Source organism: Limoniibacter endophyticus, assembly GCF_014652835.1.
GTDB classification, from domain to species: domain Bacteria; phylum Pseudomonadota; class Alphaproteobacteria; order Rhizobiales; family Rhizobiaceae; genus Limoniibacter; species Limoniibacter endophyticus.
This window is the reverse complement of record NZ_BMZO01000006.1, coordinates 53,909-76,106: the sequence shown is the minus strand read 5'-3', so window position 1 is coordinate 76,106 and position 22,198 is coordinate 53,909. Positions and strand designations below refer to the sequence as shown.

The window sequence follows — 22,198 nt, the reverse complement described above, 5'->3', positions numbered from 1 at the left end:
GTATTCCATGGATAATATTGTAGCGAGCGACAGTCGCCAGAACGCAATCAGGCGCGCCCTCGACCATCTGGATAGCGGAGAGTTTCAAACGATTCTGGCGCGCCGGGTTGCCATTCCATCAGCCAGTCGCATCGCAGAGAACAAACCTGACCTCGAAGCCTATATTCACGAGGAAATGATCCCGCCTTTCGAGCGGATGGGATTTTCGATAGAGGTCTTCGAAAACGATCTGGCGCCGGGCCCATTTTTACTCGCCACGCGGCTGGAGGAGGGAACGGATCTCACCGTACTGCAATATGGCCATGGCGATGTCGTTGCCGGTCTTGCCGAGAAATGGACAGCGGGACTTTCTCCATTCGACATGCAGGAGCGGGATGGGGTTTGGTTTGGCCGGGGCACGGCCGATAACAAGGGGCAGCATTCCATTAACATGGCGGCCATCGAAGCCGTTCTCTCTGAGAAAGGGCGCCTTGGCTTCAACCTGAAATATTTGATCGAAATGGGCGAAGAATCCGGATCCCTGGGACTGGAGGAGTTTTGCTCGGAGCATCGCGACAAGCTCCGCGCCGATGTCTTCATCGCATCAGATGGCCCCAGACTTTCGTTGCAACGGCCGACATTGTTTCTCGGCGCACGTGGCGGCATGTCCTTCTATCTCGAAGCAAACGCACGCGAGCACTTCCAGCATTCCGGCAACTGGGGCGGCTTACTCTCCAATCCCGGCATCGAGCTTTGTCATGCGATTACAGCGCTGGTGGACCGGGCAGGCAGAATCAAGGTGAAGGCCCTGACGCCCGGAACCATTCCGGGGAATGTGCGTGAGGCCCTGCGTGATTGCAAGATCGAGCCGACCGCCCACGATCCCCAGATAGAACCATGGTGGGGGGAGCCGGGACTGACTGCCGAAGAGAAAGTCTTCGCCTGGAGCTCGTTCGATATCATGGAGATGGAATGCGGCAATCTCGCACAACCTCTCTACGCCATCCCTCCCAAGGCACGGGCGCGTGTGCAACTCCGCTTTCCTGTCGGCGTCGATCCGGACGCTATTGTGCCGGCGGTACGTTCGGCGCTGGAAGAGGAGGGCTTCGATCGCATCGAGGTGAGAGATCCTCATGATGCAATTTTCCTCGCCAGCAGGCTCGATCCCGATCACCCATGGGTGAAGAGAATTGCAGCGTCCATAGAACGCACGTCAGGGCAGAAACCTGCTATTCTTCCCAATCTCGGCGGTTCTCTGCCAAATAATATATTCAGCGATCTTCTCGAACTGCCGACAATCTGGATCCCGCATTCCTATCCCGGCTGCCTTCAGCACGCACCGGATGAGCATCTTCCAATATCAATCGTGCGCGAAGGACTGGCTATCATGGCGGGGATCTATTGCGATCTCGGAGAGGGAGAAGGTCAATGAGCGGATATTTTCTTTATCACTCGATCGGCACATTTTCCGGGAAAGATGCCGCCATGGCCGAGGCGCTGAGAGACTTCTCCAGCGCATGGTCCGCCGAAGACGACAACCAATGGCCGACGGCGCTCGCGGCGCGGCAGTCCTTCATCAACGCTTGGGAACGTCTCATCGGTGCGCCGTCCGGATCGCTTACCGTGACAGAAAACGTGACGCTTGCCCTTTATACCCTGATCGGCTCCTTGCCCTCCGGCCGCTTGCGGGGTAAGCGCGTGCTCGTCGCTCAAGACTGCTTTCCGAGCTTGCATTTTCTCCTGAACGGTCTTTCCGGGCGTTTCGGGTTCACCCTTGAAACCGTGCCGTTCCGGCAGGGTGAGTTCTTTGTTCATGACGAAGATTTTCTCGCCCGCTGGAACGAAGACGTCGGCCTGGCTCTCGTAACATTCGTCTCGTCTACCACCTCGAAAAAAGTCGACATCGACGCGCTGCGAAACCAAAGCAAGCGCATGGGCAGCATCATGGTCGTCGACGTCACGCAAGGCGTGGGCATTGCACCATTTGCAGTGTCGGAGGGAATAGACGTCGTGATCGGATCGTCACTCAAATGGCTCTGCGGCGCTTCAGGGGCAGGCGTCCTCCAGATCGAACCGTCTTTGCTGGCACAATGCGAACCGGAATTACGCGGCTGGTTCAGCCAACCCAATCCGTTCTCCTGGGGACTGGATGATTTTTCCTATGCTCCTGACGTCCGCCGCTTCGATCACGGAACCCCGGCAGTATTGGCGTCTGTGGCCTCCCAGCCGGGCATAGAATTCGTTCTGGAGACTGGTGTGGAAACCCTGGCAACCCGTAATCGTCAGCTTGTCTCCTCTATCGTGGAGATGGCGCAGGCACTCGAAATGCCGATCGTCTCGCCGCTCGATGCCGCGCAGCGCGGCGGAAGCATCATGATCCAGGCAAGCTCGCCGGAAGTCGCTACCCAAATTCAGAAGAAACTCAAAGCCGAAGGTCTATTTTGCGATAATCGCGGAGCAATAATCCGGTTTTCCCCAGGCATCGTGACGGGAGAGGATGCCGTTGCGCATCTTGGCGCGGTGATGCAGGAATTCCGCTGAATTATCTGGCGCGACCGGCACTGCGCTTTCCGGTCGCGCGCTTCCAATCAGGCGACTGCCGCCATCCGGCCATTGAAATACGCGGAAAGCCGATCCATCGCCAGATCAAGTTTCTCCAGGCTTTCTGAACCAAAGCACACGCGTAAATGGCCTTCACCTTGGGAGCCATAAAAACTCCCGGCTTCTAAGACAACGCCGGTCCGCTGCAATATATCCTCTGCGGCCTCCCGGGACGTCAAGCCCGTCTCGGAAATGTCCGGGAAAGCGTAGATCGTTCCCTCTGGCATCGTGCAGCGAACGCCAGGCATCTGGTTAAGACGCTTCACCACCAGATCACGCTTGCGCCGATCATCTTCAACCATATCCGCAAGAACGTTTTCCGGACCGGTAAGGGCCGCGATCGCCCCATGCTGAATGAAGGTGTTGACGTGGGTGACTTCGGAAGCCGTCATCTTGAGCAATGCACCGATGAGGGACGCATCAGCGGCAAGATAGCCTAGACGCCAGCCATCCATCGCAAAAGCCTTGGTAAAGGCAAAAAGGGAAACAGTCCGCTCACGCATGCCTGGCAAAGAGGCAATGCTGATATGGCTGACACCGTCGAAAACGATCTGCTCATAGACTTCGTCGCAGATAACGACGAGGTCATGTTCAATGGCGAGATCGGCAACAATCTGCAATTCGTCGCGCGAATAGACGCGGCCCGTCGGATTGACCGGATTAACCAGCACGATGACGCGGCTGGCCGGGGTTATATGCTTCTCGATGAGATCGCGCCGAATTCTGAACCCGGCCTCCTTGTCGAGTTGGGCATAAACTGGCTTGGCGCCCGCAAGCTCGATCTTGCCTATATGCTGCGGATAATACGGTTCCAGGAGAATTGCCTCGTCGCCCTGATCGAGCAGAGCCATGAAAGCGGCGAACGACGCCTGCGTCAACCCGTTGGTAACAATCAACTCGGAGGGCTTGTAGTCCAGCGCGTTTCCCGCCGCCAACTTCTTTGCCAAGGCTTCACGCAGCTCGGGAATGCCCTGCAAGTCGCTGTAATGCACATGGCCCTCTTCAAGCGCTTTTATCGTCGCCTGTTTTATATGGGACGGAGTGTCGTGATAGGGCCGCCCGAGTTCAAGATGGATGAGATCCTTGCCGCTACCCGCCAACGCTGCCGCGCGCGCGAACATGCCATAATCTTTCTTGGAACTTTGCGTAATACGTCGAGCGAGGCGGACCATGAAGTTTCCTATAGAATGCGACTAATGAGCGGGGCTTATTCCATTGCAGATAGGAGAAAGCCGACTGGAGACCCTGCTAAACATAATCATGATCTTTTGATCAAATCAACAGAAATAGATAGGATCGAGCTTATGCCGCCCGTTTCTCAGGCTCCGCTGCGCATCTCCAGCGTCGTGGTACTCTGAATCTGCACGCCTTGGCGCCTGTGGACGTGAAACTCGAAAAGAATGCAGGAACATATTTCACGAGGCAAAATTCCTCTCTTTTCATCATTCAAGCCAACGCCACGGAATAATTCCTAAAGCTATTGACCTCCGCTGTGGAATTAAAATATGATTTTGCAAATATCTTGAAGCTCCAGAAGAGAGCGGGGGAATTAAATAATGGCAGAGCGTTCGTTCGCTCGCGAAGTCGAGGACCTTAAGCTCGGCGACGGCGAGATTTTTCGCGGCGAGGGCATCCTCGCAATTACCAAGGCTCTGTTGCAGTCCGGCGTTTCCTATGTCGGCGGCTATCAGGGTTCGCCAATCTCACATCTGATGGATGTTCTGGCAGACGCCAAGGATGTCATGGAAGAGTTGGGTGTTCACTTCGAGACATCCGCCTCGGAAGCAGCGGCAGCGGCCATGCTGTCAGCCTCCGTCATGTATCCGGTACGTGGAGCGGTCACCTGGAAATCCACGGCCGGCACCAATGTCGCCTCCGATGCGCTCTCCAATCTCTCCTCCGGGGGCGTCACGGGGGGTGCCCTGATCATCCTCGGCGAAGATTTCGGCGAGGGCTCATCGATCATGCAGGAGCGCAGTCACGCCTATGCGATGAAATCGCAAATGTGGCTGCTCGATCCGCGCCCGAACCTGCCATGCATCGTCCAGGCAGTGGAGGATGGCTTTCAACTTTCCGAAGCGTCCAATACGCCGGTCATGCTTCAGGTTCGCATCCGAGCCTGTCATGTGCACGGGCAGTTCGTCGCCAAAAATAACAAACGTCCCGCATATACTTTGAAGCAGGCGCTGGAAAATCCAGTCCGTGACGTCAATCGCATTGTGCTTCCTCCCGCAAATTTCGCGCACGAAAAGGATAAGCTCGAGCGCCGCTGGCCCGCAGCCGTGGAATTTATCAAGCAGGCGAAGCTGAACGAGTTCTTTGGACCGGAAGAAGGGGAGGTCGGTGTCGTTGTGCTCGGGGGGCTGTATAATTCCCTCATGCGCTCCCTACAGCAGCTCGGCCTGGCAGATGTCTACGGCAATTCCGCCGTACCGATCTACGTAATGAACGTAGCCTATCCGATGATCGACGACGAGATGGTCGCCTTCTGCGCCGGCAAGAAAGCCGTCATCATGATCGAGGAAGGCGCACCGGAATATATCGAACAGTCGCTTCACACGCTTCTGCGCCGGCGCGACATCCAGACCAAGGTTTCCGGCAAGGATATTCTGCCGTTGAGTGGCGAATACACGGCCCCCGTTCTGACCAAGGCGCTGAAAACATTCTTCGAGACCCATGCGCGTCCGATCCTGGGCAATCAGCCGCCCGTTCCGGACCCAACGCCCATTCTGGCAGACCCGAAGATCAAGGCGCTGGCCGAAGTCGTCCCGCCGCGACCGGCAGGTTTCTGCACCGGCTGCCCCGAACGCCCGATATTCGCGGCAATGAAGCTCGTTGAGAACGAACTCGGACCGCATCATGTGTCTGCCGACATCGGCTGCCATCTATTCTCCATCCTGCCACCCTTCAATATTGGAGGCACGACCATGGGCTATGGCCTTGGCCCGGCCTCGGCTTCGGCCTTCAACGTCGAAGCCGACAAACGTTCAATTGCGGTGATGGGCGATGGCGGCTTCTGGCATAACGGCCTTGCGACTTCCGTCGGAAACGCGGTGTTCAACAAGCAGGACGGGGTGATCCTCGTCGTCGACAATTATTATTCGGCGGCCACTGGCGGGCAGGACATTCTCTCGTCGCGTGCCATCAACCCGCGCCGCAAGACAAATAATTCCATCGTCGATGCCGTGAAGGGTATCGGCGCGACATGGGTGCGTCAGATCGATCATACCTATGATGTCGCGAAGGTTCGGGACACGCTGAAGGAAGCGCTTACGACCGACGAGAAGGGGCCCAAGATCATCGTGGCCTCTTCCGAGTGCATGCTGAACAAGCAGCGTCGCGTGAAACCGCAATTTAACAAGGCGGTGAAAGACGGCAAGCGCATGATCAAGGAACGTTTCGGCGTGGATGAGGATGTGTGTACGGGCGATCACGCCTGCATACGCCTGTCCGGCTGCCCATCGCTTTCGGTGAAGCACACCGACGACCCGCTAAAGGACGATCCAGTCGCATCGATCGACAATTCCTGCGTCGGCTGTGGCAATTGCGGCGAAGTTTCCGAAGCAGCCGTTCTTTGTCCCTCCTTCTATCGCGCAGATATCATTCATAATCCCACCGGCTGGGACAAGTTTGTCGCCCGCATCCGTGCTGGCGTCATAGGCTGGCTTCAACGCCGTCGTGACGGAAGCCGTATCGTTTTTGCCGACTGAGGACATGACCTTGAAACATACGCAGATTGCCGCCCATCAGCGGCTCTCCACGGACAAACCCCTCAGCCTCGCCATTCTCGCCATGGGCGGGCAGGGTGGCGGTGTGCTGGCAGACTGGATCGTTGCCGTCGCCGAACGCAGCGGTTGGATTGCGCAATCTACGTCTGTACCGGGCGTCGCGCAGCGCACGGGCGCTACTATCTATTATATCGAAATGTTACCTGAAAAGGATGGTGCCCAGCCGGTACTGTCCCTGATGCCTTCGCCTGGCGACGTCGATATCGTCCTTGCGGCTGAGCTTATGGAAGCTGGACGTTCCGTCCTTCGCGGCCTGGTGACGCCCGACAAGACAACCCTGATTGCCTCTACCCACCGGTCCTTCGCCATCGGCGAAAAGGAAAAGCCAGGTGATGGTATCGGCAACCCGGAGACAGTGACGCAAGCGACCGATTTTGCTGCCAGGAACACAATCGCTTTCGACATGGACACGCTAGCCGTCAAAAATGGTAGCGTGATCTCCGCATCCATGTTCGGCGCGCTCGCAGCTTCCGGAACTTTGCCTTTTGAACGATCGGCTTACGAAGAAACCATCAAAGAAGGTGGCAAGGGCGTTTCCGCCAGCTTGAAGGCATTTGACGCGGCCTTTGAGCGTACGAAGATAAAGCCGCGCGATAGCGTTTCCAATGAACCATTTAAACGCCTTGACCCGCTACCAGGCATAACCGGGAATGTCGTACTTGACGCACTGGTGGCGCGTATAGCCGCGTTTCCCGAGATTGCGCATGCCATGCTTTTTGCTGGCGTGAAAAAGTTGACCGATTTTCAAGATCCTGCTTATGCGGACGAATATCTGGATCACATGAGCGAGATATTGTCGCGCGACCAGAAAAATGGTGGCGAGGCGAAAGGCTACCCCTTCACAGTTCAGGCCGCGAAATATCTGGCTGTTGCAATGGCCTATGACGATGTTGTGCGCGTCGCTGATCTGAAGGTCCGCGCCTCCCGTTTCGAGCGCGTACGAAGGGAAGTCGGAGCAAAAGACGGCCAGATTCTTTACATGACGGAATATATGCACCCACGCATGGAAGAGATCTGCGGGACGATGCCAAGGCGCATGGGGGAGTGGATCGAAAACCGCCCCAAGCTTTTCGCCCGGCTGGACAAGATCGTCAACAAGGGTCGCCGCGTTCGGACTGGCACCCTGTTCTGGTTTTTTGGACTTTATGCAATGTCATCCTTGCGTCGCATTCGCCGCAAGACATTGCGGCACGCGCGTGAAATGGAGCACCTGCAGGCCTGGCTCGATGCGGCTAAGGCCACACTTCCTGTAAATTACGATCTCGCCGTTGAACTGCTTGGTAATCGTCGTCTCGTGAAGGGTTATTCCGATACGCATTCACGTGGTCTTTCCAAGTTCGACCGCGTCATGAGCGTCCTGCCGCAGTTGCGCCAACGGGAAGACGGAGCAGATTGGATGCGCCGGCTGCGTCAGGCAGCGCTCGCCGACGAAAAGGGCGAATTGCTCGACGGCGCGATCAAAACGATAGCGACCTTGTAAAATCCTAGAAGGTCTTAATGGGGAATGGGATGACTGATGCAGTTCATGGGAGGAGCATGGCTGCTCCCGAAACACAGACGACGGAAGTTTCACACAAGAAAAGTCTGATCGTCGTTTTTCTCTGCTGGCTGGCGATTTTTGCCGAGGGGTATGATGTTGGGGTGCTGGGTGCCGTATTGCCGTCGCTCAGCACTTATGAGAACTGGTCGCTTACTCCCATGCAGCTTGGCGCATTCGGTGCCTATACCGTCTTCGGCATGTTACTCGGCGGCATCGCGATAGGAACGCTGAGCGATCTCTATGGCAGAAAACCGATGTTTCTCTTCTGCCTCGCGCTTTTCGGTATCTGCATGGTGATTGCGGCATCTGCGCCAACTCCCACAATCTTCGGCATAAGCCGCTTCGTCGCCGGCCTTGGCCTCGGCGGGATCATTCCGGTAGCAGCTGCCCTAACGATCGAGTATTCGCCATCGTCGAGGAAGAGCTTTAACTACGGCCTCATGTATTCCGGCTATTCCCTGGGTATCCTGGCTTCCGCCCTGGTGGGACGCGGCATGCTTGAAGAGCATGGCTGGCGGCCGGTCGTTCTGATCGGCGCCTTTCCGTTGCTGCTTCTGCCCGTGATGATGGCGCTATTGCCGGAATCTCTGGATTTCCTCGTCCGCCGCAGGCGCACGGGAAAAGCCCGGTCCACGGCGGAACGCTTCGGTATTACCGTGCCTGCCAAGGCAACGGAGAAGATGGAAGTCCCGAGCTGGCGCGCTGTGTTGCGTGAAATTTTTTCAAGAGAAAACGCCTTCGCCACCGCCTGTTTCTGGGTCGCGCTTTTCATGGGACTGCTTCTGGTCTACGGGCTTGCACAGTGGTTGCCGCAGATCATGCGTAGCGCAGGCTACGATCTCGGCAACAGCCTTCTGTTCCTGGCGGTCTTTTCCTTTACGTCTGCAATTGGCGGTATTGTTCTCGGGCAATGGGCCGACAAGTTCGGCGTGCGTCTCACAGTCACACTTTCCTACCTGCTCGGTGCGGTGGGCATTGCCGCTCTCTCCATCCAGGGTTCGATCTGGTTCAACTATCTCGTGGTAGCAGTAGCAGGCTTCGGCACCGTCTCCGCATCCCTGATATTGACCGGCTACCTAGCCTCCTATCTATCACCACAGGCTCGTGCAACGGGAACCGGTTGGGCACTCAGCTTTTCGCGCATCGGTGCTCTTCTGGGCCCTCTGCTAGGTGGCTATATTGCCAGCCTAGAGGTTAATCCAAATTGGAATTTCTACATATTCGCCGTCATCGCGCTTATTGCAGCCTTCGCAACTGCACTTATTCCACGAAAAGCCTAAAGCGCCGGCTGGCCGCTAAAAGCGCGGCCAGCTCCTTCAAATTGCATGTTTGCGAATGTTCAGCAGGATTTTGTGCAGCGTTGCAGTGAAAGCTCTATACTCGTCTTCATCGACGCCATCGAACATACGCAGAAATGAGTCATACATGACAGGCCATGCTTGCTCGAACGCGGCGCGACCCTCTTCTGTGAGAGACACGTCGCGCACGCGCATGTCTTCTGCGCGAGGCACCCTGCGGATGAAACCCTGCTCTTCAAGCGAATCCAGGGTCCGGCTCATGGTCGATTGTTCAGTAACCGCAAAAACCGCAAGTTCGTTGATAGTCATCGACGACGACACGCTCAACACCGCCAACGCACGCATCTTGGCGGTCGTGATGTCCTGCGCGCGAAGTTCATCTGCCAGATTGGCGTTCCACCGCGCTATGACGCGGTTCATGAGATAGGGTGCAAAGTGGTTAAGCCCAATCTCGCCCATAGTCGGACGGACCGGTGTTTCGCTGTCCTTGGCAGGCCGCAGCACCACGCCCGAAAATCGATCCGACATTACGTCTCCCGTTCTTCACTATCTTAAACCAGAGGCAAGAAGAAAACCCGATCCTCCGCCCAGTCCCGGCCCCGGATGGGTCGAGGCACCAATGTGATATAATTTCGCAATCCTGGTGCGATGATTAATCGAGGACTTGAACGGCCGCCACAAGAAAAACTGGTCGAGTACGCTGGACCCGCCATAGGGGTCGCCGCCCAGCAGATTGATATTGAGCGCGTTCAGGTCGGAAGGAGAGTAGGTCTTACGGGCAAGGACGATCTCGTCGAAATTATCTATATGGCGCGAAAGTATGGCGTGGACGCGATCCGCATAGGCTTCGCGGAGATCCGGCGTCCAGCCGTCCTCCGGCAACAATTCAATTTCCCCTGCCGCATCACCTTTCACGTGCCGCGGCATTTCCGGCATCTGCAGCCATAGAATAGCTTTGCCTTCGGGCGCCCTTGTCGAATCGAATGAGACCGGCTGTCCGACACAAATCGTGGGCTCTGCAGGCAAAAGACCGCGCTCTGCCTCGTTGCAGGCACGGGAAACGGCATCTATTCCGTCTGAAAGGTGCAGGAGCGCGACATTTGCCAAAGCCTCCCCCGATTTCCAGACGGGCGGACGCGACAAGGCATAATGCATCTGCATATTGCCCTTTCCATATCGATACGACTTGAGCTCCTTGACAATCTCGGGCGCCTGCGCCTCCGGCCAGTCTTTGAGAAGATCGCCGTACAATGCGTTCGGCGTAGTGCTGGCGATGACACCACGACGCGCGAAGACACGCGTTCCATTACGCAGGGACACGCCTGCTGCTTTTCTTCCTGTCCCCGCCAAAATGGAAACGACATCGCTCCCGGTCCGGATTTCGCCACCCATATCGCGGATCAGTCTCTCAAAGGCAGCAACAAGATTTCGCGCGCCGCCTTTGACGATCGGACAACCTGCCTGCTCGATGGCGAAAGCTATGACCTTGAGCATTTGCGCGGAATAAGCGCTTTCCGGGTTCAAGCCGCAGTGAAGAACCCATGGCGCCCAGAGCGCCTGTGTGGTGGGCGAACTATAGGCCGTCTCCAGATAGCCACGGGCGGGCGAAAGGGCCTTGCCTATGAAGGATGCAAGACCGCGGGGGCCGCGTCTGAAGACTTCTCTTGCGATGGTCTTGGCCGTTGCCGCAGACCATAACCGCCCACCGAGCAGAGAAAAGACAAGAGGAGCATCCCTTTCCATCTCCGCCATTGCCTCTGCAAAGGCGGCACCATCGCCATCTGCATGCGCGTCGAAACGATCGACATTGCTGCTTCTGGTTTTCGTGAAGATAATATGGGAACCGTCAGGTCTCAGGACTCCTGTCGGCGTTGGGCAATGGGCGAATTCAAGTCCTCTGGCGGCGAGATCATCAGCCAGATGCGCATAAGCGGGCGACGTCAGAAAGAGAACCATCGTCGTGGCCATAACGTCGTGGACGAAGCCCGGATCGGTCATCTCCTCCGTCAGCAGGCATCCGCCCGCTGTCGAATTGCGCTCAAGGACAAGAACTTTATGCCCCTTCTTGCCCAACGTGGCCGCCGCAACAAGCGCATTGATGCCGCTGCCGATAATCACATAATCGAAGCTCGCCATCGCTTTTCCCCTGATGAGGGCGATGCCGCCTCCGCGCCATCGCTATTTTCGCTCAGCGGAAAGGAGGTCAGGCAGGCACCAGAGCCATCGCACGGACCGGGGAACCAGTTCCCTTGACGAATTTGAGTGGCGCGGCAATCAGGACAGCTCCCTTGGCCGGAAGCTGATCGAGATTACACAAGCTGGCGAGGCCGTATTTATTTGCCTTGTGCATCAGGTTATGCGCGGGGAAAGGGGGGGTCATGCCGCCGGCAGCGCCGGCGTCCGTACCCACCGTTTCCGTGCCCCAGCCAATAATTCCTTTGGTCAGCAGATATTCGATGGCTTCTGCCGTTGGCCCGGGCGAATGCGGTCCATTCTCGTCAGCGTTCAAAAAAGTTTCAGTCGAGCCATTGCGCTTATACCAATCGGAGCGAAGCAAAACCCAGCTTCCCGCTTCTATCTCGCCGTTCTGCGCTTCCCATTCCTTGATGCTTTCGACAGTAAGGAGATAATCCGGATCGGCAGTCGCCTCGCTCGAACGGTCGATGACATTGACGGGCGCAACAAAGTTTTGTGGCGGAATGGTATCCGTAGTGTTCTGCGGATTGTCCTTGCCCGTAATCCAGTGGCTCGGCGCGTCGAAATGCGTTCCGGTATGTTCGCCCAGTTCCAACCAGTTCCAGGCCCAGAAGGGACCATTCTCATCATACTCGGAAATGGTGTGAACCTTGACCTTCGGTGTGTTCTTGCCGAACTGCGGCGGCAGGTACAATACCGGCGTGTCCGGACCAAGCGATGCGGAAAGATCAACCACCTTCACCGAACCGGAAACAAGGGCTGAGGCAAGATTTGCGAGCGCATTTGCGGATGTCATGGAAATTCCCCTGAACGTTGCTTTCGTCTTACGTTCACGGTTCCTCTCCGTCTGCGCAAGACCTGGAAGAATGCTAGAAATAAAAATATGAGAATGCAACTTTTATCCCGAAACCTCTCAAAAACAGGCGGAGATATGGTTGCGTCCTCTATGCGAACGAATGCTTCCCTCTTCTCAAGCCGTCATCTTCGCGCAAATTTCGGCACAGTGACGGAGGAAGGCATTGACAGTGGGCCGTGCAACGCTTTGACGGCGATAGGTGGCGCATGTCGTCCGCATCCACGTCGGCACATCCAGCGGCAATGCGGAGAGCTCAGCACCCGCATGTTTTTGCGCGTGGAGGCTGGATTGCGTCAGGTAACTGAGATTATCGGTCGCATTCAACATCGCCGACTGAAAGACGACGGACGTTGTTTCCACCGCCATGCGCGGCTTTGGAAGACCTCCATTGACGAAAAGCGCATCCAGTCTCAACCGATCAGGATCAGGGCGTGGCGGCACGACCCAGCCATAGGGGACGAGGTGAGAGAGCGAAACTCTCGTCTCGCCTGCCAGCGGGTGATTTTGACCGCAGACGAGCAGCAGCGGTTCTTCCAGCAGATTAACATATTCGAGGTCGGGATTGAGCGCGCCTGAAGGGCGCAGCGTCACAGCCAGATCGAGACGCCCGCCATGCAGCAGGTCGAGCAGCGTATCATTGAGCCCCTCGCTCACCACAATGTCGACACCTGGATGCCTTTCAAGAAAGCTGGTCACCGCATTGGGCATCACGGCCCGCAGCACCGCTGCCACACAACCGATTCGTAGCGAGCCGCGCCTGACCCCGCGCAAGGCGTCGATTTCGTCGATAGCCTCGCTCGAAAGCGTCAGCATGAGATCGGCATAATTTTTCAGCCGCTCGCCAAAAATCGTCAACGTCACGCCGCTTGGCCCGCGCTCAAAGAGCGTGACGCCGATACTTTCCTCCAGCATCCGCACACTTTTGCTCAGGGCCGGCTGTGTCAGGTTCAACTCCTTCGCGGCCGCGCTGAAACTTGCAAGATGCGCCACCGCGCTGAAGTGTCTTAACTGTCTGATCTCGAGAGCCATGGCGACCATCCTGCCCATAACCAAAAGCTATAGCAAGTGGCGCCATAGTTGTTTGCCGGCCCTTTCTTTCGGTCCTATCGTCCCGGGAAAAGGATATAAACGGGGAATTTCGCATGATACGCCTTCGCGCACCAATGCGGCCGAATGAAAGGAAAACTGCCTTCCATGAAGAGGCAGCAGAATGAATTTTTCATCGATGAACGAGGGCAAAGCGCTTGATTCCAAGCTGATTTCGGCATTTCCACCCCCGCAGCGCACTTTGCCGGTCATGCTTCAGCGGCAGGCTCTATTGTTCGGGGACCGAACACTCCTGACCTTTGATGACCATACCATCAGTTATAGAGAAGCCTGTGCGATTGCTGCACGGAGTGCCGCAGCGCTGCACCAGGCAGGCGTCCGCCCTGGCGACCGCGTTGCGCTACTATGCTCCAACCGCGTGGAATTCTTGCAGCTTTATCTCGGCTGCGCCTGGGCAGGAGTGATCGCCGTGCCGATCAATGTTGCCTCGCGCGGCGCACAGCTCCGGCATATTCTCGATAATTGCGGTGCCAGACTCATCGCCATAGAGGCCGATCTTGTGCATGTCCTGGAACCCTTGGATCGGGCAGGACTGGCTCTGGAAAAAGTCTGGCTCATCGGCAATGGGCGTTCGGTGACCTTGCCAGACCTCCAGGTCGCACCATTCGTGCTTGGCAATGAAGCTGCCGATCCTCATCAAAGCCAGCCCGGCGACACTGTGGCGATCCTCTATACCTCCGGAACGACCGGCCTCTCAAAGGGGGTTTGCTGTCCGCAGGCACAATATTTCTGGTGGGGTGTGCATACGGCATCGCTGCTGGAGATGCGCGAGGGCGACGTTCTCTACAGCTGCTTGCCATTGTTCCATACCAATGCGCTCAACAGTTTCTATCAGGCACTTTTGACCGGCTCGACCCTCGTGGTCGGCCAGCGGTTTTCCGTGTCAGGATATACGGCGGCGTTGAAGCGCCATGGCGCGACAATAAGCTATCTGCTTGGCGCCATGGTCCCAATGCTTTTGTCACGCCCTCCGTCCGATGATGAGCGAGCGCACAAGACCCGTATTGCTCTGGCGCCTGGCGTGCCAGTGCAATTTCGAGAGATTTTCCAGAAGCGTTTCGGTATCGGCTTGATCGACGGCTACGGATCGACCGAAACCAATTTCACTATTGGTGCCACGCTGGCCGATCAGCGACCGGGCTTCATGGGGCGTGTCCGTCCCGGTTTTCAGGCCAAGGTCGTAGACGAGCATGACAATGAGGTGCCGGATGGCACTCCGGGCGAGCTTATTATGCGTGCCGATGAACCTTTCGCTTTTGCTACCGGCTATTTTGGGATGGCCGACAAGACCGTGGAAGCATGGCGGAATCTCTGGTTCCACTCGGGGGACCGGGTCATCCGGGAAGCCTGCGGCGGATTCCGCTTTCTCGATCGAATGAAGGACGCCATCCGCCGTCGCGGCGAGAACATCTCCTCCTTCGAGGTTGAACAAGTCATTACAAGCCATCCGGCAGTCGCCAATGCGGCGGTCTTCCCGGTGCAATCGGAACTGGCGGAGGATGAGGTCATGGTCGCCGTCGTGCTTCAGGAAAAAGCACGGCTGACGCCCGAAGAACTCCTCGATTACTGCCAGCCGCGCATGCCGTACTTCGCCGTTCCCAGATATGTCGATTTCGCAACCGCGTTACCGACGACAGAGAACGGCAAGGTGCAGAAATACAAGCTGCGGGACAAGGGTGTAGGGGAAGCAACCTGGGACCGTGAAGCCGCGGGGTATGTCGTCAAGCGCTGATGCGCAACAACAACCTGCCCGGACAGAAAATCCTAACAAGGGGAACAACCATGTCTGTCTCTACGCATGATCCAATAAGCCACAAGCGGCCCTCCAAAGCGCAAATGCGTAAAATCGTCGCCGCTTCGGTCGCAGGCAACGCCCTCGAATGGTACGATTTTTTTCTATACGGCACGGCAGCAGCTCTGGTTTTCAGTCAGCTGTTCTTTCCGGCTGGCACCGATCCGTTAACCGGTACGCTGGCGGCGTTCGCAGGTTTTGCAGTCGGCTTCGCCGCACGTCCGTTCGGCGGCATTGTATTCGGCCATCTGGGCGATCGACTCGGTCGCAAGTATGCTCTTGTGCTAACGCTCAGCATCATGGGAGCCGCAACCTTTGCCATCGGCCTTCTGCCAACCTATGAACAGATCGGCATATGGGCACCGGCGTTGCTTGTTCTTCTGCGCCTCTTGCAAGGAATCGCCGCGGGTGGCGAATGGGGCGGCGGTGTCCTCATCATCAGCGAAAACGCCCCGCCGGAACAACGCGGCCTTTACTCCGCCTGGAGCCAGGTAGGCGTTGCCGCCGGTTTCGTTCTTTCGGCGGGAGCTTTCTACCTCGCCCAACTGCTTCCGCATGAAGCCTTCATGAGCTGGGGCTGGCGTGTACCGTTCCTTATCAGCATCGTGATCTTCGCTCTGGGAATCTATATTCGCTACAACCTTCCCGACAGCGCAGAATTCAAGCAGGCTCAAACTGAAAAAACGGATGAAAAGCCGCATCTGCCTTTGAAGGAAGTGCTGCGCCGTCACCCGCGCGAGGTGCTGCTTGCCATGGGACTGCGTGTGGCGGAAAATGGCGGCTCCTATATATTCCTGGCCTTTGCACTTGCCTACGGCAAATTTGCTGGCGCGGATCAGGGTACCATGTTGCTGGGCGTCATGCTCTCCATGACGGTTGCCCTCGGCTCAATGGTTTTCTTCGGTCATCTGTCGGACAAGATCGGTCGGCGTCCCGTCTTCATGTTCGGAGCAGTCGGTATCATCTGCGTAGCGTTCCCATTCTTCTGGCTCATCGATACGCTTTCGACGCCGATGATCCTGATTGCCTTCCTGCTCGGCAACGCCGTTTGCCATGCCGCAATGGTCGGAACCATGCCTGCCTTCTTCTCCGAATTGTTCGATCCGGACGTGCGTTATACCGGTGTGGCCCTTGGGCACGAGATTGCTTCGGTTTTCGCAGGCGGCATGTCACCGCTTATTGCCACGGCATTACTCGCCGGCTTCCAGGCCTCCTGGCCTATCTCGCTATTCCTTGCGGGACTTGGCCTGATTTCGGTGATTGCCGTGCTCTGTTCCAAGGAAACGGCTTCGGGCGCGGCAACACCGCAGACAACGCCAGTCGAAAGGGTCGTCTGAATTTATGGCACGGCGTTGCAACTATGAGGGCGTGGTTCTCACCACGCCCGTCACTGTCCCATACGAACGCTTTTCTGATCGGGCAGCCCATCACTGGATCGGCCGCGCCTTGCGTGGCGTTCTGGATGCTTCACTTCTGGAAAAATCTGCGATTGACGGTCTGGCCGTCGCTAGCTTTTCTCTCGCGCCAGACAATGCGGTCGGCCTGACTCAGCATTTCGGTTTCTCGCCGCGCTGGCTTGATCATGTCCCTATGGGCGGAGCAAGCGGCATCGTTAGTCTGCGACGGGCTGCACGTGCCGTACAGTCCGGCGATGCCCACATCATCGCCTGTGTCGCGGGAGACACTAACCCGCGCGACGGGTTTCGCAATCTTTTGCGCAACTTCTCGCGATTTTCACAGGACGCGGTCTACCCTTATGGCGCCGCGGGGCCGAATGGCAGCTTTGCCTTTCTCACCGATCATTACATGCGCAAGTTTGGAGCGACCCGTGAGGATTTTGGGAAGATCAGCGTGTCGCAACGGGCTAACGCTCTTCTCTACCCGCACGCGCTGATGAAAAAGCGATTGAGCCTGGATGATTATCTCGGTTCACGCATGATCTCCGACCCTGTCTGCCTTTTCGACTGTGTTATGCCCTGTGCTGGAGCCGAAGCTTTCCTTGTCATGCGTGAAGAAACCGCCAAGGCTCAAGGACTGAAATATGTGCATCTGCGCTCCGCGATCGAACGACACAATGCCTTCCCCAACGATCCTGTTCAGGAAAAGGGTGGGTGGGCGATGGATCGCGATGAATTGTGGGCGATGGCCTCATGCCGGCCTGGGGACATCGATCTCGTTCAAACCTACGATGATTATCCGGTTATCGTTATGATGCAGTTCGAAGATCTGGGCTTCTGCGGGAAGGGAGAGGCCAAGGACTTCGTGCGCTCGCATGATTTAACGATATATGGCGATTTTCCGCATAACACGTCTGGCGGTCAGCTTTCGGTAGGACAGGCAGGCGCGGCGGGAGGCCATCTCGGCATAGTCGAGGCACTTCGGCAACTTACCGCGTCAGCTGCAGAAAATCAGGTTAAGAATGCGCGCCGCGGGCTCGTCTCCGGTTTCGGCATGATCAATTACGATCGCGGCCTTTGTTCCGGCGCAGCTATTCTGGAGGGAGCCGGAGCATGAGTGATCTTCCGCCTGAGGCCCGAAGCCAGCTTGCAACAATGTTCGACACGCTGGCCGATGAAAAAAGGTTCGCATTACAGAAATGTCGCGAATGCCAAACATTTCTGTACCCGGCGCGCGAAGTTTGCGTGAACTGCCTTTCGAGTGCGCTGGATTGGACGGACACGTCCGCTAGTGGAAGCATCCTTGCCCGGACTCTAACCCGCGTCAGCGCCGAACCCTATTTCCTGGAACATGGACCGGTAGAAACTGGTCTCGCAAAGCTCGATTGCGGACCCATTATCGTCTGCTTCCTTGCGAAAGGTATAGAACCCGGCACGAAGGTCCACTTGTCAATCCGGCGAGACGCCGCCGGGCGAGGCGTATTTTTCGCAACCGCTACGGTTCCCTGATCATCCCAGGATGGAAGACAGAAATTCTTTTGTGCGCGCTTCTTGGGGAGAGCCGAACATATCGTCCGGTGCACCTTGTTCGCAGATGCGCCCCTTGTCAAAAAAGCACACGCGGTCCGAGACTTCACGCGCGAAACGCATTTCGTGCGTCACGAGCAGCATGGTCAGATCATGCTCATGGGCCAGCCCGCGAATGACGGAAAGCACTTCTCCCACCAGTTGCGGATCGAGCGCCGAAGTCGGCTCGTCAAACAGAAGAACGCTCGGGCGCATGGCGAGAGCACGTGCAATCGCTACGCGTTGCTGCTGGCCGCCGGAAAGCTGCGAAGGATAATGATCCTTCTTGTCGTGCAGCCCCACCATTTTAAGCAGATCAAGGGCCCGATCCTCCGCCTCGGCACGCGCAATACCCAGAACCCGCACGGGCGCTTCCACCACATTGCGCAACACGGTCATATGCGGGAACAGATTGAAACTCTGAAAGACCATCCCGACATGATTGCGGATTTGTCGCAAATGTTTCTCCGACGCACGAAATGCGCCTTTTCCGTTCGGCTGCTGATAGGACGTACCCGCGAGCGTCAGCTTTCCTTCCTGGAACGGTTCAAGCGTCATCAATATTCGCAGGACGGTTGATTTTCCCGAACCGGATGGTCCGATCAGGGTCACCTTTTCACCCTTCGCAACGCTGAAATTGAAATCGTCGAGAACCGTCAACGCCCCGAAGCGCTTGGTGACATTGGAAAACTCGATGATAGGCTGATTATTATTATCGGTCATCGCAAAGGTATTCCTGCTTTTGGAAGAACTTTCTGCAGGCGGTGAAGGCCGGCCGAGCAGATCAGCGTCAGGAGGAGGAAGATCACGCCGACGAGCGTCAGCGGCACGAGATATTCGAAGGTGCGTTCGCCAATCATGTTTGCTAGCCCCATCATCTCAAGAACAGTCACGACCGAAAGCACCGGCGTCTCCTTGATCATCGCAACGAGGTAATTGCCCATGGCTGGCACGATGCGCGGAACCGCCTGCGGAATTACAACGTCGCGGTAAGTCTGCATGCGCGTCAGGTTAAGCGCCGTTGCAGCTTCCCATTGACCGCGCGGCACCGCCTCGATGCCACCGCGATAGACTTCCGAGGTATAGGCAGCATATTGCAAACCGAGCGCGAGAGCGCCCGTAAGAAATGCAGGCAGCACGACGCCGAAATCCGGCAGCACATAGTAGAGAAAGAACAGCTGCACCAGAAGCGGCGTATCGCGCAGGAATTCGACGACAACGGCAGTCGTCCAGGAAACGGCCTTGACGCGGCTGCGGCGCAGCAGCGCAAAAACGAGTCCCAGCACCAGTGCGATGGCGAAACCCGCGGCGGCAGCTTTCAGAGTAACGGTCAGGCCAATGAGGATAATCGGCAAGATCGAGGTCGCATAGGTTAGCCAGGTCGTGGTGTCCCATTCATAGCCATACATCATGACAAAAATCCTTATGAATGAGCCGCGCGGGGAAAGGCGTTGCCGCGTCGCACAAAGCGTTCGACCAGACGGATTGCCACCATCAGCACCAGCGACATGGCGAAGTAACAAAGCAGCGTCACCGTATAGATGCTGGCGCTATCCAGCGTGATGTTGCGGATCGATTGGGCCGCGAAAGTCAGATCGGCAATCGAAATCAGGGAAACCAGTGACGAAAGCTTCAGCGTTTCAATGGTGAGATTGCCGAACGCGGGCATCATCTCTACGATCGCCTGCGGCAATGAAATGCGAAACAAGGTCTGGAACCTGTTGAAATTCAAGGCGCGCGCCGCTTCCAGTTGCTGCACGGAAACGGACGAAAGAGCGCCCCGCACAATCTCCGCGCCATACCCCCCTGCATGGGCGGCCAGAACCAGAACGCCCGTGGTGATCGGATCAAAGCTCAGGCCGACCAGTGGCAGCGCGTAGTAGAACCAGAAAAGCTGAACGAGCAGCGAAGTACCACGAAACACTTCCGTATAGCAGAGGGCTATAGCCGAAAGGATCGGGCCGCCCTCGACGCGAAGAACGCCGAACACAAAGGCAAGCACCGCGCCAATAGTGATCGACGCGAGGGTGATCGTCATGGTGACGACGGCGCCTTGCCAGAGCATTGGCAGGTAGGCTGTCCAGTCCATCCGGAAGTCTCCCGAGTTATTGAATGGCGCCCGACGCAGGCCGAGCGCCTTCTGCCGTTACTTGCCGGCGCAAAGATCGGCGACGTTCTTTTCGGCAGCCGCAACGATACTCTGTTCAGAAAGGCCGTACTTGCCGAGGATGGCCTTGTACTCATCGGTCTTGCGGAACTCGACAAGAGCGGCGTTGAAGGCGTCGCGCAGTTCCTTGTCCTCCGGGCGGAAGGCAAAGCCGCCATAATTGCGGACGGGCGCACCGTCGACGACCGGATCGGTGAAGGGCTGCACCTGTTCGACGTTTTCCTGGCCCTTGGCGAGCTCAGAAACCGTCAGCTCAGTCGCCGCATATGCATCGACGCGGCTCTGAACGGTTGGAATAGCGTCGGCGTTGGCGGGGATAAAGACGATCTGCTCATCCTTGACGCCGACGGCGCGCAGAAAGTCCACATTGTTTGCGCCCGAAACCACGGCAACCTTAAGCGACGCATCCTTGGCGATATCGGCGTATGTGGTCAGCCCCTTCGGGTTGCCCTTCTTCACCAGAAGGCCTTCCCCATAGGAAGAGTTCGGCTCCGTAAAAGCAACCTGCTTGCAGCGTTCCGGTGAGATGTTCTGCTCAGCCGCGGCAAAGTCGAAGCGGCGCGCCTTTAGACCCGGGATAAGGGTACCGAACGGCGTCACGGTCCAGGTGACCTCTTCAACGCCCATTGATTTGAGCACGGCGTTGGCCACGTCGGGTCCTATGCCTGCGGAAGTGCCGTCCGGCTGCATATACGAGTAGGGAACCTCGTTGGCGGTTGCAGCTCGGATGTAACCCTGTTCCTTGACCTCTTCCAGGGTCAGAGCGCTGGCGGACGTGATGCCGATGGTGAGCGCAAGGGCGGAAAGCCCGGCGATTTTCGATATGCGCATTTTGAATTCTCCTCTGGTTAGTGTTCTTCGCGGTCCGTTTTCGGATCTCACGTCGTTGTTCAGGTCAGTTTGTCTCCGTAATCATCGCTATGACCGAAAGGCAGTCACCGGCCTGAATCAGGCCGGGCACGTGGCGCGCTGCGAGGACGCCATCCATGCCCGCGCGATATTCGACGGGTGCACCCCCCGTCCTGCCCAGGGGATAGACCCGGGCAATGATTTCCCCTGCCTTGATCGGATCACCAAGATCACGCGCAAAGGCGATCAGCCCGTCATCTTCGGCAAAAGTGAAGCAGTCGCTTGACGGCATGTCCAGCCAGTGGCTCGGCTGAAGCTCAGGCCTGCCCCCGAGAATGCCTACGTGACGCAAGAGGTTGAGGCAGCCTTTGCGCGCAATATCGATGGATTTTGCGCTGGCCGTGCCCGCACCGCCAAGTTCGGTGGTTACGAAGACCTTTCCCATCTCCTCTGCCGTCGTATCGAGCATCCCCACGGCGTCAATCTCCAGCATTTTCATCGAGTAGGGGGCCGAAAATGCTGCCACCGCGTCAAAGCACCGTGCTTCCTGCTTCTTGTCCGGCAGTTCGTGCGCGGCCGCGTAGGGCAAGAAGTCGAGTGTCTTGCCACCCGAATGGAAGTCGAGCACGACATCGGCCAGCGGGATCAGGTGCCGTGTGACATAATCGGCAATCTTTTCTGTCACCGTGCCGTCCGGACGTCCCGGAAAACTCCGGTTCAAATTGCCTCGGTCAATAGGGGAGGTCCGTGTACCAGCCCGGAATGCCGGATAATTCAAAGCGGGCACGATGATGATGCGCCCGCTCACCTCCGATGGCTCCAACGTCTGAGCCAGTTCGAAAAGTGCCGCCGGGCCTTCATATTCGTCGCCGTGATTGGCACCGGTAAAAAGCGCGGTCGGGCCATCGCCATTGGCGATGACGCAGATCGGGATCATCACCGAGCCCCACGCGCTGTCATCGCGACTGTAGGGCAGGCGCAAATGACCATGCTGCACGCCCTTCGCATCAAAATCGACGGAAGGGGCTATAGGCGAGGGGCGAGGCGCATTCGTGAGCATGG

19 protein-coding genes are annotated in these 22,198 nt (G+C 57.1%); 9 read left to right on the top strand and 10 right to left on the bottom strand.

The window, feature by feature from the left end; genetic code table 11:
• Positions 1-7: 7 nt before the first annotated feature.
• Entirely contained in the window at positions 8-1,411 is a 1,404-nt protein-coding gene (locus IE151_RS09860; RefSeq protein WP_189489845.1) for a M20 family metallopeptidase, read from the top strand.
• Positions 1,408-2,520 carry an aminotransferase class V-fold PLP-dependent enzyme gene (locus IE151_RS09855; protein ID WP_189489844.1) on the top strand — a complete coding sequence of 371 codons (1,113 nt, stop codon included), beginning with the start codon at positions 1,408-1,410 and terminating at the stop codon, positions 2,518-2,520. The genes IE151_RS09860 and IE151_RS09855 overlap by 4 nt, the downstream gene beginning before the upstream one ends.
• Before the next feature lie 47 nt (positions 2,521-2,567).
• Here the strand turns inward: IE151_RS09855 and IE151_RS09850 are convergent, their stop codons facing one another.
• A complete protein-coding gene (locus IE151_RS09850; RefSeq protein WP_189489843.1) occupies positions 2,568-3,752 on the bottom strand; it encodes a pyridoxal phosphate-dependent aminotransferase in 1,185 nt (394 codons plus the stop codon).
• A 384-nt stretch (positions 3,753-4,136) separates the two neighbouring features.
• Here IE151_RS09850 and IE151_RS09845 point away from each other — a divergent pair, with 384 nt between their 5' ends.
• Genes IE151_RS09845 through IE151_RS09835 form a run of 3 tightly spaced genes read left to right on the top strand, consistent with a single transcriptional unit; the run spans position 4,137 to position 9,188 of the window.
• Entirely contained in the window at positions 4,137-6,290 is a 2,154-nt protein-coding gene (locus IE151_RS09845) for a ferredoxin family protein (protein WP_189489842.1), read from the top strand.
• A gap of 4 nt (positions 6,291-6,294) precedes the next feature.
• A complete protein-coding gene (locus tag IE151_RS09840; RefSeq protein ID WP_189489841.1) occupies positions 6,295-7,848 on the top strand; it encodes an indolepyruvate oxidoreductase subunit beta family protein in 1,554 nt (517 codons plus the stop codon).
• 29 nt (positions 7,849-7,877) lie between these two features.
• Positions 7,878-9,188 carry an MFS transporter gene (locus IE151_RS09835; RefSeq protein WP_244636691.1) on the top strand — a complete coding sequence of 437 codons (1,311 nt, stop codon included), beginning with the start codon at positions 7,878-7,880 and terminating at the stop codon, positions 9,186-9,188.
• A 36-nt stretch (positions 9,189-9,224) separates the two neighbouring features.
• Here the strand turns inward: IE151_RS09835 and IE151_RS09830 are convergent, their stop codons facing one another.
• The 4 genes from IE151_RS09830 to IE151_RS09815 form a co-directional block, all read right to left on the bottom strand.
• Positions 9,225-9,734 carry a MarR family winged helix-turn-helix transcriptional regulator gene (locus IE151_RS09830; protein WP_189489840.1) on the bottom strand — a complete coding sequence of 170 codons (510 nt, stop codon included), beginning with the start codon at positions 9,732-9,734 and terminating at the stop codon, positions 9,225-9,227.
• A gap of 18 nt (positions 9,735-9,752) precedes the next feature.
• A complete protein-coding gene (locus IE151_RS09825) occupies positions 9,753-11,342 on the bottom strand; it encodes a phytoene desaturase family protein (protein ID WP_189489839.1) in 1,590 nt (529 codons plus the stop codon).
• Positions 11,343-11,409: 67 nt separating this feature from the next.
• Positions 11,410-12,198, bottom strand: a complete 789-nt coding sequence (locus IE151_RS09820; protein WP_189489838.1) for a cyclase family protein — start codon at positions 12,196-12,198, stop codon at positions 11,410-11,412.
• Between the two features lie 174 nt (positions 12,199-12,372).
• A complete protein-coding gene (locus tag IE151_RS09815; RefSeq protein WP_189489837.1) occupies positions 12,373-13,287 on the bottom strand; it encodes a LysR family transcriptional regulator in 915 nt (304 codons plus the stop codon).
• 181 nt (positions 13,288-13,468) lie between these two features.
• On the opposite strand from IE151_RS09815, the gene IE151_RS09810 reads away from it, so the two are divergent.
• From IE151_RS09810 to IE151_RS17965, 4 genes are read left to right on the top strand one after another with little or no spacing between them, the layout of a single operon-like run.
• On the top strand, positions 13,469-15,097 hold the full coding sequence (locus IE151_RS09810) for an ATP-dependent acyl-CoA ligase (protein ID WP_210310884.1): 1,629 nt from the start codon (positions 13,469-13,471) through the stop codon (positions 15,095-15,097).
• Positions 15,098-15,147: 50 nt separating this feature from the next.
• Positions 15,148-16,494: an MFS transporter gene (locus IE151_RS09805; RefSeq protein WP_189489836.1), complete on the top strand. Its 1,347-nt coding sequence runs from the start codon at positions 15,148-15,150 to the stop codon at positions 16,492-16,494.
• 4 nt (positions 16,495-16,498) lie between these two features.
• Entirely contained in the window at positions 16,499-17,671 is a 1,173-nt protein-coding gene (locus IE151_RS09800) for a thiolase family protein (RefSeq protein ID WP_189489835.1), read from the top strand.
• A complete protein-coding gene (locus tag IE151_RS17965; RefSeq protein WP_189489834.1) occupies positions 17,668-18,063 on the top strand; it encodes a Zn-ribbon domain-containing OB-fold protein in 396 nt (131 codons plus the stop codon). Before IE151_RS09800 ends, IE151_RS17965 begins: the two co-directional genes overlap by 4 nt.
• On the opposite strand, the gene ehuA is transcribed toward IE151_RS17965, so the two are convergent.
• The 5 genes from ehuA to doeB form a co-directional block, all read right to left on the bottom strand.
• Entirely contained in the window at positions 18,064-18,843 is a 780-nt protein-coding gene (gene ehuA / locus IE151_RS09790) for an ectoine/hydroxyectoine ABC transporter ATP-binding protein EhuA (protein WP_189489833.1), read from the bottom strand.
• Entirely contained in the window at positions 18,840-19,532 is a 693-nt protein-coding gene (ehuD, locus tag IE151_RS09785) for an ectoine/hydroxyectoine ABC transporter permease subunit EhuD (RefSeq protein ID WP_189489832.1), read from the bottom strand. The genes ehuA and ehuD overlap by 4 nt, the downstream gene beginning before the upstream one ends.
• An 11-nt stretch (positions 19,533-19,543) precedes the next feature.
• Positions 19,544-20,209, bottom strand: a complete 666-nt coding sequence (gene ehuC / locus IE151_RS09780; protein ID WP_189489831.1) for an ectoine/hydroxyectoine ABC transporter permease subunit EhuC — start codon at positions 20,207-20,209, stop codon at positions 19,544-19,546.
• A gap of 57 nt (positions 20,210-20,266) precedes the next feature.
• Positions 20,267-21,118 carry an ectoine/hydroxyectoine ABC transporter substrate-binding protein EhuB gene (gene ehuB, locus IE151_RS09775; protein WP_189489830.1) on the bottom strand — a complete coding sequence of 284 codons (852 nt, stop codon included), beginning with the start codon at positions 21,116-21,118 and terminating at the stop codon, positions 20,267-20,269.
• 64 nt (positions 21,119-21,182) lie between these two features.
• Positions 21,183-22,196, bottom strand: coding sequence for a N(2)-acetyl-L-2,4-diaminobutanoate deacetylase DoeB (gene doeB / locus IE151_RS09770; RefSeq protein ID WP_189489829.1), 1,014 nt, complete (start codon positions 22,194-22,196; stop codon positions 21,183-21,185).
• Positions 22,197-22,198: the final 2 nt, after the last annotated feature.